The 13880-nt window shown below is 61.1% G+C and carries 8 protein-coding genes; all 8 read right to left on the bottom strand.

The genetic code is table 11. The features are described from left to right. Positions 1-4 precede the first annotated feature (4 nt). Positions 5-1468, bottom strand: coding sequence for a RagB/SusD family nutrient uptake outer membrane protein (locus ACMQ11_RS02280; RefSeq protein ID WP_418991043.1), 1464 nt, complete (start codon positions 1466-1468; stop codon positions 5-7). A 30-nt stretch (positions 1469-1498) separates the two neighbouring features. Beyond that, positions 1499-4687: a SusC/RagA family TonB-linked outer membrane protein gene (locus ACMQ11_RS02275; RefSeq protein ID WP_418991042.1), complete on the bottom strand. Its 3189-nt coding sequence runs from the start codon at positions 4685-4687 to the stop codon at positions 1499-1501. A 277-nt stretch (positions 4688-4964) separates the two neighbouring features. After that, the gene (locus ACMQ11_RS02270; RefSeq protein WP_418991041.1) at positions 4965-5879 is read right to left on the bottom strand and encodes a FecR family protein; all 915 of its coding nucleotides are present in this window, start codon (positions 5877-5879) and stop codon (positions 4965-4967) included. Positions 5880-6193: 314 nt separating this feature from the next. Then, the gene (locus tag ACMQ11_RS02265; RefSeq protein ID WP_418991040.1) at positions 6194-6667 is read right to left on the bottom strand and encodes a lipocalin family protein; all 474 of its coding nucleotides are present in this window, start codon (positions 6665-6667) and stop codon (positions 6194-6196) included. A 22-nt stretch (positions 6668-6689) separates the two neighbouring features. Continuing rightward, positions 6690-7487, bottom strand: coding sequence for a DUF1573 domain-containing protein (locus ACMQ11_RS02260; protein ID WP_418991039.1), 798 nt, complete (start codon positions 7485-7487; stop codon positions 6690-6692). A 6-nt stretch (positions 7488-7493) separates the two neighbouring features. Further along, the gene (locus tag ACMQ11_RS02255; RefSeq protein WP_418991038.1) at positions 7494-9548 is read right to left on the bottom strand and encodes a S8 family peptidase; all 2055 of its coding nucleotides are present in this window, start codon (positions 9546-9548) and stop codon (positions 7494-7496) included. Positions 9549-9556: 8 nt separating this feature from the next. Further along, positions 9557-11203, bottom strand: a complete 1647-nt coding sequence (locus tag ACMQ11_RS02250) for a BACON domain-containing protein (protein ID WP_418991037.1) — start codon at positions 11201-11203, stop codon at positions 9557-9559. Positions 11204-11220: 17 nt separating this feature from the next. After that, positions 11221-13878 carry a DUF4458 domain-containing protein gene (locus tag ACMQ11_RS02245; protein ID WP_418991036.1) on the bottom strand — a complete coding sequence of 886 codons (2658 nt, stop codon included), beginning with the start codon at positions 13876-13878 and terminating at the stop codon, positions 11221-11223. Positions 13879-13880 lie beyond the last annotated feature (2 nt).

The following is a 13880-nucleotide window of genomic DNA, read 5'->3' as shown; positions in this document are numbered from 1 at the left end:
TGGGTTAATAACCGGGATTCTGATCTTCGTAGCCGATCAGCGGGTTGTTCTGAATCTCCGCCAGCGGAATGGGCCACAGCAAGCGTTGGTCGATATAGGTCTTGCCGATCGCCTCGAAAGCCTCCTTGATCTTTCCGGTGCGCTTGAGGTCCCACCAGCGGCGTCTCTCGAGCAGAAATTCGTAGGCGCGCTCTTGCAGCACCGCCTCCCGGAACGCATCGCGCTCCATGCCCGCGGGGTAGTCGACCGGACAGGGCGAGGCGGTCGGATAGCCCCAGGCACGGCGCCTGATCCGGTTGAGCCGCTCGAGGGCCAGCGCGTCGGGAGCGCCCGCATCCATCGCGGCCGCCTCGGCGTACATTAAAAACGCTTCGGCATAGCGGTATACAGGAACCGTATTGATCGAGGTGCCCTCGGGGGTGGTCACGAATTTCTTGAAAAGGACGGGGTTCACCGTATTGTCGACCCACTCTCCGTTCTCGTCCTGATAGCGGGTGTAGAGGTTGAACGACTTGCGCAGGTCGCGGTCGTCCCACCGGTCGCCGATGATGGAGTTGCCCGAGGTCAGCGGCAGCCAGGCGTAGACCCCCTCCGAACCGCTGTAATTGTAGGGCGGGGTGCCGGGGGCGTGGAGGTAGAAAGTGATCTCGGCGCGGCGCGAGGTCGAGTGGTGCATGGAGAAGATGTCCTCGCTGCTGGTTTCGTTGTTGTAGAGTTTGTAGAAATCGTCGGCCTGGGCGACCTCGACCAGGGCGTACTTGCCGCGCCGGATGATCTGGTCGCACTTTTCGGCGCACTCTTTCCACCGCTCCTGAGCGAGCAGAACCTGACCGTAGAGCATCTTGGCCGCCCATTTCGAAGCGCGGCCCGTATTTTTGCCCACCTCGTCCGGAAGATCGGTCTCCGCGACGGCGAGGTCCTTTTCGATCTGTTCGTAGATTTGTGCGACTGGCACGCGGGGTGCGGCCAGCGAGCTCTCGTCCGCGATCTCGTGCAGGCGGAGGGGAACGTCGCCCCAGGCGCGGACGAGGTTGAAATAACTCATGGCCCTAAGGAAGCAGGCTTCGGCCAGAATGCGTTTTTTCGCCTCCGGGTCGATATTCATCGGGGTCACGTTGTCCAGTACCGTGTTCGAGCGGTTGATACATTTGTAAAAGCTCTCCCAGCACTGGCCGCACCGGTCGATCGACATCTGGTTGAGCAGCATGTCGAACGACGAGATGGGCGCCTGCGTGCCCCGTCCTGTGAGGTAGTCGCCGTGCAGCTCTTCGAGCAGGTAGTAGGTGATGCCGAAATAGTCGGTGCCGATGGCGCTGTATGCCCCCGTGATGGCCGCCTCGGCGTCGGAGAGGGTCTTGTAGAAATTCTCTTTGGTTACTACGTTCCTCGGCGTTTCGTCCAGCCAGCCTTCGCACGACCAGAGGGTTGCGATAGCGAGAAAGAGTGCGTATGCGCGTATTTTTTTCATCGTTGAGCAGTTTAGAGTGGTAAGTCAAAATCAGAATTTCAGCCGGATGCCCCCGCTGAATGTCCGGGCCAGCGGATAGGCGCTTGCGTCGATGCCGATCATCAGCCGGCTGGAGATTACGTCGCTGTCGTTGCCCCGCGTGTTGACGTCTGGGTCCAGCCCGGGGTAGTCGGTCACGGTGAAGAGGTTGGTCGCCTGAAAGTAGATCTGCGCGCTTTGGAGCCACCGGATGCCAAGTTTTTTCGTCGGCAGGGTGTAGGTCAGCGTGAGGGATTTGAGCCTCAGATAGCTGCCGTCCTTGACAAAGCGGTCCGAGGTGTTGAAATTGGTATCTTTCGAGATTTTGGGGAAAGCGGCGCCGGGGTCCGGGTTGTCGGCCGTCCAGTAGCGACCGTAGAGTTCGGCGAACTGGTTGGTGCCTTTCTGGAACGAGTTGAGGTGCGATCCGGCCGTCTCCCAGAAGACCTCGTTGCCATGGGAACCCTCGAAAAAGAGGTTCAGTGTGAAATTCTTGTATTTCAGGTTGCTCGTCACTCCGTAGGTGAAATCGGGATAGGGGCTGCCGAGGATGACGCGGTCCGAGGAGTTCAGCACCCCGTCCTCGTTGACGTCCTGGTAGCGGATGAACCCCGCGGGGTCCAGCCCCTCCTCGATATAGCCGTAGAAAGCCCCGAGCGGTTCGCCCTCGCGCGCGATGTTCATCGACGAGAAGAGGATGCCGCCGCCGATGATGTCGCTGCCCTTTTCGAGCCGGATGACCTCGTTCCGGTTTCGGGAGATATTGCCCGAAAGGCTCCACGTGACCTGCCGGGTGTGGACCGGCTGGGCCGTGAGGCTGAACTCCAGCCCCCGGTTCTCGATCTCGCCCATGTTTTTGAGCGTGGTTCGGAATCCCGTGGACCAGGGTACGGGCGACGAGGCCAGCAGGTCGCGCGTGCGCTTGCGGTAGTAGTCGAACGTGAGGGTGAGCCGATTGTCGAAAAATCCCGCATCGAGTCCCGCATCGAACTGGGCCGTGGACTCCCACTTGAGGTCCTTGTTGGCGATGGCCGAGGGGGCGTAGCCGATCTCCTCCTTATGGTCGCTGAAGATGTAGCGCACCGAGGAGAGGCGGTCGAGCGTCTGGTAGGGTGCCAGCGCCGTATTGCCGGTAATGCCGTAGCTGACGCGCAGTTTGAGGTCGCTGACCGTTCGCTGCTCTTGCAGGAAGCGCTCCTCGGAGATGCGCCAGGCAAAGGCTCCCGACGGAAAGAAGCCCCATTTGTGGTTGATGCCGAAGCGCGAGGAGCCGTCGGCCCGGAAACTGAACGTGAAGAGGTAGCGGTCGTCGTAAGCGTAGTTCAGACGCCCCAGGAACGAGGCCAGCACCCAGTCGCTGTAGGACGAGCTGGGCGGATCGACCAGCTCGGCGCTCCCCAGGTTGTAGTTTTCGGTGATGTTGCTGGTGAACTTGCTGACGTTGATCGTGTGCGAGCGGCTCCGGTTGTTCTGGTAGGTAAAGCCCGCGACCAGGTTGAGCGCATGTTTTTCGCGGAAAGTGCGGGCATAGCTCAACGTGTTTTCGCTGAGGAACGAGTTGCGCGAATAGGACTGTTCGGAGGCGTAGCCGAAATCGTTTTCGTAGATGATCGGTTCGTAGCGTTCGTTGAGGTAGGTCTCGTACTCCAGTCCGAAGAGGGTCTTCAGCGTCAGACCCGGCAGCAGCTTGAAATCCAGTGAGAGGTTTCCCAGGACCGCGTTGCGCACCGTCGAGTTCTTGTTTTGCAGGAAGAGCAAGGGGTTCTTGATGTCGGGCGAGGTGAAGGAGTAGCGGGTCTGAATCTGGTTGATCTGCCCCTTTTCGTCGTAGGGGAGCAGGGTGGGCGGTGCGGCCAGGGCTCCCGAGAAGACGTTGTTTCCGAGCGAACCGTTGTCCACGTCCTGAATCTCTTTCTGCCGGCGGGACAGGTTGGTGTTGAACGAGACGGAGAGCCACTTTTTCATGTCGCTCTGAAGATTTATGCGGGCCGATCCGCGCCGGACGCCCGTGCCTTTTAGGATGCCGTCTTGTGCAAAGTAGTTACCCGAAATCATGTAGCGGGTCTTCGGGCCCGATCCGGACAGCCGGACGGTGTGGTCCTGAATCGGGGCATTGCGGAAGATCAGTTCCTGCCAGTCGGTGCCGCGGTCCCGGATGATGTCCAGATCGAAATGGGGCAGTTGCTTGTCGTTGCGGAGCCACTCGTTGGCCACGACGGCGTATTGCCGGGCGTCGAGCATCCGGTAACGCTTCGCATCGGTCTGAACGCCGTACATGGTGTTGACCGAGACGTTCATCCCCTCTCCCCTGGCGCCCTGCCGCGTGGTGATGACGACCACTCCGTTGGCGCCGCGCGAGCCGTAGATCGCCGTGGCGGAAGCATCCTTGAGGATGTCCATCGTCTCGATGTCCGCGGGGTTGAGGAAATCGATGCCGCCCGTCAGGGCGAAGCCGTCGACCACGTAGAGAGGTGTATTGCCGGCGATCATCGAGTTCCCGCCCCGGATGTTGATCTCCACGCGGCTGCCTGGGCTGCTGGAATTGGTCACCACCCGCACGCCGGCGGCCCGCCCTTTGAGGGCCTGTTCGATGTTGTAGGAGGTGTTGTTCTCCAGTTCGGCCGGGCGCACCGAAGCGACCGAACCGGTGAAATCGCTCTTTCGGACCACGCCGTAACCGATTACGACCACCTCGTCCACGTCCATGGCGGCCTCCCGGAGCACCACGTCGATCCGGCTTTTGCCCGCCACGGCCACCGAACGGGAGGTCATGCCCAGAAACGAGAACTCCAAAACGGCATTCCGGTCGATTCCGGGCAGTTCGTAACGGCCCTCGGCGTCGGTGGTGGTCCCCAGGAGGGTGCCGGCGATCCGGACCATGCATCCGGCGACGGGTTTGCCCGAGGAGTCGGTCACGCGGCCCTCGACGCGGTTTTGTTCGGTCGGCGGGCGTTGCGGCGAGGCGGCGAGGACGATGAGTTTGTTGTCGGAGAGTTCGTACCTGAAATCGCACTGTCCGGCCAGTTGGGCAAGCGCGTCTTCGACCGTTCCCGTGAACGAGATGCTCACGGGTGCGCGGGTCTCGACGAAACGGTCCTTGTAGAGAAACTTGCAGCCGCTCTGCCGGGCGATCGACTGGAGCACGCTCTTGAGCGGGGCATTGTGGAATTGCAGCGTGAGGGTCGGCTCGCCCGCCCGCAAGACAGGCGTGTGGCAGAGGCAACAAAATGAAAGAAAAAGAGTTAATAATCGGGGGAAGAAACGGATTTTAAACAGAGATATTCCATTTTCTGCGATTTTTTTCATAATTTTGTGAATTGGATTGTGCTACGAATAGTGCCTGAATACATAGTCGCTATGTATTCGTGCAAAGGAGATGTTTGGGCCAATCTGCTTTCGGGAAATGGGGCAAACATTTCCCGATTTTTTTATTCGCATTCGGTGTCGGGCATAGGCGGTCGGTTTTAGGGTTCGGGGTTCAGTGGATGACGATCCGGTTTTGCCGGATCTCGTATTGGAACGAGAGGATGGTCTGAAGGTATTCGAGCGCCTGTTCGACGGGTTCGTTCGAAAACTCGCCCGTCAGCTTCTCGGCGGCCAGCGTCGGATCGTCGATGCGGATCTCCACCCCGTAGCGGCGCTCCATCCGAACGGCCAGGTCCCGGAAAGGTTCGCTCTCGAACGCCAGCCGCCCCTCCCTCCAGGCGATGTCCGCATCGAGGTCCGGTACGTGCTCGATGGCGAATCGGCGCGATTGGCCCGCGGCGAGCAGTTCGGCGCGTTCGTTGGGTTTCAATAGCGCGGAGGCTCCGTCGGTATGGAGCCGCACCGAGCCTTCGAGCAAGGCGATGCGGGGATTGGTCCCGTCGTCGTAGGATTTGACATTGAACCGGGTGCCCAGCACCTCGACCTCGAAATCGCGCGCTGCTACCCGAAACGGGGATTTTTCATTTCGGGTCACCTCGAAAAACGCCTCGCCGGTCAGGGAGACCGCGCGGTTTTTCATCGAAAAGTCGGCCGGGTAGCGCAATTCGCTGCCCGCATTGAGCCAGACTCGGGTGCCGTCGGGAAGCGTCAGTTCGGACTGGGCGCCCATCGGCAGCCGGACACTGAGTTGGGGTCGGTCCGCTTCGGGAAACCGGTCGGCAAGCCGGTGCTGGATCGAATAGAGGAAACTTCCCAGAAAGAGGGCCGCGACGAAAACGGCGGCATAGCGTAAGAACGTCCGGATGCCGAGCCGGCGGCGTTCGTGCGCCGCGATTTTGGCCATCGTCCGCGCCTCGATCCGCTGCCGGGTTCCGGCAGGAGGGGCCATCCGCTCCCAAATGCGTTCGATTTCGGGCGCGGTTCGGGGTTCGGCAGGCGGGTTTTTGTCGGGAGTTTTTTCGTTCATAGCGGTCCTAATTCTATAACTAAGACGCGCAGATCGGTACAACAGACTAAAGAAAACGGAAATTTTTTTGCAAATGCGTTGTTTCGGCTCGATCCGGCTGCTTCGCACCGCCGCTGGATAGTTGCTGATCGGAACGCCTTTCTCCCGCATCCGGCACGAAAAAAGGGAGTACCTCGGTACTCCCTTTTCGATGGGGTCGATGTCGGAACGGTCGTGCGCCGGGTGGCGGATCGGACGACCGGGCGAATGGATTTGCGGCCCGATGAGCGGATCGGCCCGCCGGCGAATGGATCGGCCGGCCCGGTTGGGTGGTGCTACTCCTTTTCCTCCTCGTACCCGGCCGTGATGTCCTCCGGAATCGAGGCGCAGCGGACATAGACCGAGATGTCCTCGGGGTCGTCCACCGCCACCCATGTCATGCGCTCGGCCGTGAGGTCGCGGACGTAATAGCGGTGCTGCCAGTAGCCGATGCCGTGGTCGTAAATGCCGTAGATGACCGAACCGGTGCGGCTGTCGGTGTCGATGTTGTAGGTGCCCGTGAGCAGGCGCGACGAGAAGCTGTCGATGTTTTGGTACATCTTGTACTTGCGGTCCTTGCGGATCAGATCGAGGTAGACATAGCTGTCCTGAGCCAGTGGCTGGCCGTTCCACTCCGCGAGCTGCCAGGTGCCCGAGAGGTTGTGCGGTGTGACCTCCAGCCCCGGATCGACGTAGGACTTGTCGTCGTCGCAGGCCGCAAAGGCCGTCAGAACGAGCGAAAGCAGGGCGAATTTAAAAAATCTTTTCATATCCTTTTGTTTATCGTTTTTCTTACTCTGTTTCTGAGATCCGGATGCGGATCGTGCGCTGGCCCGGTGTGAGGTCGAGCCCTTCGAGGATCACGGGCTGCTGCGCGGGCAGTTGCCGGGGCGCCTGGCCGGGATCGAAGCGGATGACCAGGTCGCCCGTCTTGCCCGGCTCGATCACCGCGGGGTCCGTCTCGAAACGAAGCCAGGCGGGAAGCAGCCGCCGGTCGGCCGTGATCCGCAGCGGTTCGTCGCCCGCGTTGAGGCACTCGATCCGCTCGGACTGAAGCTGCCGGCCCCCGATGCCGATTGTTACCTGCTTGAGCAGCAGCGGCCCCATCCCGTAAGGGTAGTCGGCCGTCGGCAGGACGGACGGGGTGACGTGACCGGTCAGTTCCAGCACGGCCGTGGGCAGCTTGTCCGAGAGTTGCGTGAAGACGAAAATCTTCCGCTGGAACGAACCCGGATGCCGCTTGGGGCGGTAGGTGACCGTCACCGTACCCTCGCCGCCCGGCCGCACGGGCTCCCGGCTCCACGTCGGAGCGGCGCAGCCGCAGGTGGTCCGGATGCGGGTCACGACCAGCGGCCGGTCGCCGGCGTTGCGCCAGCGATAGGTGTAGCTCGGGGGCGTGTCGTCCTCGCCGATGCGTCCGGCGTCGATCCGCGTACGGTCGAACCGCATCGCGCTGCCGCCCGGGGCCGTTGCGGGGTGCAGCAGGCTGTCCAGCCGCTCCCGCGAGCCGGCCGGACGCTCGGCCCGCACCGCCCCGGCCGCACACAGGGCAGCCAGCCAGAGAATCGCTATTTTACACCCTCGGCCCATCGCTTGTTACAACCAGCCGTTGCCGTTGGCCGCTTTGCGGACCGTGATGTTGAACGCATGCGTCTGGCCGTTGCTGGCCCGGATCGAGGCGGCGGTCGTACCGACTTTCAGCCCCTTGACCTTGAGCTGCTGCCCCTCCACCACGGCCTGAGCCACGGAGGTGTCGTCGACGGCGACCGTATAGGTCAGCTGTTCGCCGTCCACGAAATAGTTGGCCGGAATGGCCGTCTGTTCCGTATCGAGCGCGACGTAGAGGTTGGGGAACGTCATGGGGATGCCCTTTCCGTCCAGCGTGCTCAGCAGCCGGGCCGCGTTGACCTGACCCACGCCCATCTGTTTGCTGTAAGTCGAAAGCGTGAGTTGCATGGGCTGGCTCATTCCGACGTCGGCGACATAGCGGTAGTAGAGTTTCTTGCCTTTCATGTAGCCGTCGATCGGGGTCGTGGTTTCATAGAGCAGCGCCTTGTATTCCGCGGCCGTGAAATGGCGGCGGAGCTGTGCGGCGTAAGAGAGGCCCAGCGCTGCGACGCCCGAAACGTGGGGGCAGGCCATCGATGTGCCCTCCATGTATCCGTAACCCGTGTCGCTGACGTGGTAAGGCACGGTCGAGAGCACGCAGCCGATCTCGCCGCGACGGTGGTCGTCGTCGAAATATTCGTAGTAGTAGTCCTGGTCGCCTCCGGGACCCGCGATCGTGATGCCGGGACCGTAGTTGGTGTAGACAGCCGGAGAGTAGTCCGCCGCCGTCGCCGATACCGAGACGCACATCTCGGCGGCTCCCGGGTATCCGGCCATGGCGGCACCCTCGTTGCCGCCTGCGAAGATGGCCAGACCGCCCTCGATCGGACCGTTGGGCGAGCCGGCGTTGTGGATGAAATAGTCGAGCGCCTCCTTTTCGAGCGGGCACGCCTTGGCCCATGCCTCCTCGGTCTGGAAGCCGTCGGATCCCCAATCGTAGCTGTTGGCGGCTCCCGAGACGTAGCCCCAGCTGCACTGGAGGATGACGGCGCCGTTATCGGCCGCATACTTGATGGCCTTGATCGAAGCCAGCGAATTGCTGACCGCATTGCCCGAGAAAATCTGGCAGGACATGATCTTCACGCCCGGCTTCCGGGGCGTACCGCCCGCGATGGAGCCGATGCCCTCGCCATTGTCGTTCAGGGCGGCGATCACGCCCGCCACGTGCGTTCCGTGGCCCGTGTCGTTAACGTCGTCCCACGAGATGATGCCCTTGTCCTTGACGAAATTGTAGCCGTACCGGTCGCCCGCGTACCCGTTGCCGTCGTTGTCGTCGCGCGAGCGGTAAATCTCACCCTCGTTGGTCCACATGTTGTCCCGCAGGTCGGGGTGTTCGATAAAGACCCCCTCGTCGAGAACCGCCACGATGATCGACGGGTCGCCCGTCGAGCGCTTCCACGCCTCCTCGCACTGCACGTCGGCGCCGACGATCGACTTGGGCTCGTCCTGGAGGAACATGTCGCCTCGGTTGATCAGGTGCCACTGCATCGGCAGCAGAACGTCGTTGAACGGGTAACCGGCCGTTGCCGAGCGCGTGCTGCGCTGCATCGCGTCGAGCGCCGCCCGCGTCAGCGGCTTGACCCGCTGCCGGGTATTGTAGGCGCGCTGGATCGTGCGGTTGGGGCTGACGCACTGCACCTCGCCCAGGACCGCGAGCCGCTCGGCGACCTCCTCGACGGTGTACTCCTCGCTGAAGCCGACCCGGTACCAGAGGTGCAGCCCCGCTTCGCGCGTGCGCTCCTCGGTGCGTTTGTCCAAGGGGAAGACGCGCTCGATCTCGTATCCGCCTACCAGCTCCAGCACCTCGTCCACGGTGAAGATGCCCGAACGGGTCGCCGCTCCGCAGCGCGTGGCGATGCCGGCCTCGTCGAGCAGGTCGGCGACATGGGGTGCGAATTTGATCATCAGCTCGCCGGCCACGGGCTTCACCGGTTCCCCGTTCCCGGGCGTTTCCGGGTCGGGGGTCGGGAACGTTTCGGTCGAACAGGCGCCTGCGAGGAGCATCGCAAGGGCTAAAAACCCGGATAATATCTCTCTTTTCATCTTCTCTCTTATTTGGTATCGTCGGGCGTTTCATCCTCACCCTCTTCGACGTTGGGGTTTTTGAAGCCCTTGTAGAATTCGTAATAGTAGTTCATGTTGACCGGCTCGTTGTCGAATCCCGCCGATTTACCCGTCACGTCCTTGCCCTCCTGGTTGAAAGTCAGCGTGTATGGGTTCCACCAATCCAGCGCGGGGTGGTAGAGCAGCCAGTCGGGGAGTTTGCCCGTCAGGCGGTTGAGGTTGATGGCGAACCGCTTGGTGTGGGGCATCACCTTGGGTATGCCGATCAGTGCCGCCGGCAGCGTGTCGGCCGCCTGGATGTCCTCGGCGGTGTATTTCTCCCAGTCCTCCATCGTGGGCAGCGAGCCCTGGAGGTAGTTCACCGAAAGGACGAGCGTATCCAGGTCCCACTCGATCACCCGGCGCGGGAAGCCCTCCTCTTCGAACAGACCGCCGAAATTGGTTTTGACGGTATTGCTCAAGTCGTAGATGTTGCTGCGCTGGTTGGCGCCCATGTGCAGCACGCGCAGCTTCGGGAAATTCTCCTTGGTGATGACCTCGGGAATGCGTTGGAAATTGTTGCTTCCCAACTCCAGATATTCCAGGTTCTTTAGGTCGACGAAATCCTCGTGCAGCGAGGTCAGTCCGTAGCCCGAGATCGTCAGGCGCCGCAGTTGCGGGAGTTTGGTGATCGCATCGCCCGTGTCGAGGCTGTACTGGAACGAGTTGGTATTGCTGTAAAAGATCAACTCATCGGCAGCCGTGAGGTACTGCACCTCGAACGGAATGCCCTCCTTGGTTGAGAAGAGGAAGAAGCGGGCGTATTTCACGCGGCCGTTCTTCTCGGGCGTGTAGCCCTCCATGCCCTCTTCCCAGAGAATGACGTTGTCCCAGTTGTCCATCCGCTCGGAACTGTCCCACTCGTTCCACATGCCCAGCGAGCGGCCGATGCCCAACAGAGACACCGAGTCGCCGGCACGGGTGCCCACGTCGATCGGCTCGGCGGCCTCCTGCGTAACCTGGAGGTTGTCCTGACGGGCCAGTTCGACCGCGCTTTTGGGCTCGAAGACCACGTCGGCCACACGCGACATGGGAACCGAGTTGATGTTCCACTTGAAACGCACGGTCACCTCGCGCGGACGGATGCCGCGGTCGAACTCGACCTTGTAGGTGTCGTGTTTGAGCCACGGGGCGTTGTCCGGAATCCGCACATCGAAATCGACGTTGGTGCGGATCTTCACCTCGAACGAGCGCTCGTCCAGGGTTGCGTAGTTGGCCACGGAGACCTCCTTTTCGTCGAGCGAGATGGCGTAGTCGAAGCCCTCCTGGTCGATGGTGATCTCCTTGTTGTCCATTGTTTTCTGATTCTGGATGCGCACCACGCCCCGCCGCGGGGTGTCGGTCAGCGCCGAGTCGACCAATATCCGGCATTCGGCCGTACCGCGGCCGTTGGCCGGGGAGATGGTGATCCAGGGTTCGTTGGTCGTGGCGATCCAGTTCTCCGCGGAGGCGACCCTGACGTTGCGGATACCCCCTTCGGCGCCGATCCGGATGTCCTCACTGTCCAGCGAGAAAGTCACTTTCTTGTCTTCGTTGGAACACCCCGCAAAGGCCAGCGCGCAGAGGATGACCGCTATGTAGCTTCTGATTTTCATAGTCATGTCTCTAAATATTATTCCAGCATTTCATCGCAGTTGACGATGTTCTGCGTTTTGTCGTAAATGAGGTTGTAGACTCCGTTCTTCCAGTAGTAGCAGATGTTGGAGGCGTCGAACGTGATGTTGGGATTGTCGCTGATCTCCAGGTGGAAAATCAGGTAGGAGATCGTGTCGTCGATCTTCCGCAGGTCGTTCGAACCCAGGTAGAGGCCGCGCAGACCCGTGTGCTGGGCGATACCCGTCGGCCACTCCCGCAGACAGCGCTCGCCCTTGTCGTTGCGCTGACCCCGAAGCGCCAGCACCGTGAGACCCGCGCAGTTGAGCGGCTGTTTGGGGAATGCGCTGAAAGCGTTGTACGAGACGTCCAGTCCGTAGAGATAGGGCAGGTCCTCGGCCGTGAAATCGTCAGGCAGCTTCGAGAGCCGGTTGTAGGTCAAATCGAGCGAGACCAGCGAACTGGAGTTCTTGCCCTTGAACGAATCCTTGGGAATCTCGTCCACGTGGCAGCCGCGCAGGATGATGTAGGCGACCAGCGAGCCCGTATCCCCGAGGCATTTGGGGAATTTGGTGAGCGGGTTCGAGGCCAGCGTCAGGGTCTCGACCCGGATCCCCTTGAAATCGGAGGGGAAGCTCGCGATCCGGTTGTTCGACAGATCGACGCTGCCGATCATGTATTTGGTCTTGGCCGTGAAGATGTTGGGGAACTCGGTGAGTTTGTTGTAAGTAGCCGAGAATGACTCCACGTCGTCCATGACGCAGAACGAGCCGTTCTCCGTGGGGAAGCTCTCGATCAGGTTTTTGTCCAGGAAGAACTGAACCGGCGAGACTTCGCCCAGCGGATGCAGTTTGCTGATGCGGTTGCCCGTGAGGTCCAGAAGCCCCACTTTTTTCATGTTGCGGAACGATTCGGGGAGCTCCTCCAAGCTATTGTCCCGGCAGTAGAGAATCTGAATCTCCTCGCGGGCCGGACCCGTGGCTAGGCCGTTCATTCCGTTGTATATCTGCGTGGCGTCCCACTGCGAATTGTTGGAGATGTTCAGGGAGATAAGTTTGGGCAGCTTGGTCAGAGCCATCGGAAACTCTTTCATGTTCGGGCAGTTGTAGACCTCCACGTCGGTCAGGGCCGATAGCAGTGCCAAAGAGTCGGGCAGCGCCGTGATTTCGCTGTTGGCGATCGAAAGGAATTCGAGGTTCTGAAGCCGTCCGATCTCCAGGGGCAGCGACTTGAGCCCGTTGCAGAGCTTGCCGTGCACCGTGTCGTAGGGGCGTACGACTTTCTGGCGGCCCGTACCGGCTTCGAAGAGCTGCTGCTCGGTGTACCCCTGGTCGTAGAGCGAGGTGGCGGGGATGTGGATGTTGTGCTGGCGGAGCGCAAAGGCGCACGGTTCGGATAGCTGCGTGGGAGGATGGATCAGCGCCAGGAACTGCTTGTGGTACGCCATGCGGTTGCGCGTTCGCTCCGTGATGCTTTTGTCGGGCGAGAGCGAGGGGTCGTACTCCAGCAGGTTGCCGTCGTTGTGCGTACCGAGGTAGAGCTCGACCAGCTGCGTAAGCTTGCCGATCTGGGGTGAAAGGTGGCCGCGGAATCCGAAATCGCTGATCGAAATCTTCGCCACACGGCCGTTCGAGTGGAGCTCGACGCCCGGCTGCGAACCCCACAGGTCGGGGTCCTTGTTGAAATCCCAGTTCGAGCCCTCGGGGAAATTCTCGCCCGAATAGTACCAGTTGTCGCCGTCGAGCGATTTCCAAATCTCGTACAGGGCGTAGTAGTCCTGGATGTAGGCGTCGCTTTCGTAGAGCGTGATCTTGGCTTCGACCTCGGTGGTGCGGTTGTCCTGCACCTCGAAATCGGAGTTCTTGGGGCGGGTGTTGGTTTCAAGCAGGGTTTTGTCGCTGTCGTAGGTCTGGTAGTTGAGAATGCGGTATTCACCCGCCGGGAGCGAGAGCAGCGAGTCGCACTTGCTCGACGAGGTCTGGTAACCGTCGGTCTGGTCGTTGTCGTCGAAATGGATCGAGAACGTCATCGGCAGTCGCTCGAAGCGGGTCTGCTCGTTGGTGGTTTTGTTCTGGACGGTGATATTGATCGCGGCGATCTCGTCGAACGTATACTGCCGCTCCACGGCACGTGATTTGGGATGGTTGTCAACGTCTTTCGCGTCCTTGACCAACGTAAACTTTACCTTGCCGCGCGGGGTGGTGTTGACCGTCAGGTCGTGGGGCGTCAGGCCGCCGGCGACCACCGTCAGGCGGCTCGTGAGCGGCGCCCCGTTGTAGATCGGCTGGTCGTTGGCGTCGTAGAGCGTGAACGTGATGATCTCGTAGTCGCCCGTGAGCAGTTTGAGCTTCTCGCTGCGCAGACCGAACTCGGCCCACTCCTTGTCGGCGGCCGAAAGGGTAAGGGTCTGGGCGATGGTCATGTCCTGGTAGGAGAGCGTGATGCGCACCTTGCTCGCTTCGGCGAGGTAGTCGAGCTGGGGTTTCAGGGCCCGGGTATCTGCCTGGGCGACCGTCCGCTCGGGAGTCTCGTAGGAGGCCTCCTTGTACAATCGGAATTGAACGTATCCGTAGTCCAGATCGCGGTTGTCCACACCCTCGTCCTCGGAGCATCCCCCGAAGAGGAGCGATGAGACGATGGCGAAAGCCGCGATGACGGCGTATCTTATCGGTTTCATGG

The sequence above is a fragment of the Alistipes sp. genome (assembly GCF_048465575.1).
Taxonomy (GTDB): domain Bacteria; phylum Bacteroidota; class Bacteroidia; order Bacteroidales; family Rikenellaceae; genus Alistipes.
The sequence above is the reverse complement of the archived record's forward strand: the minus strand, read 5'-3'. Positions and strand labels throughout refer to the sequence as shown.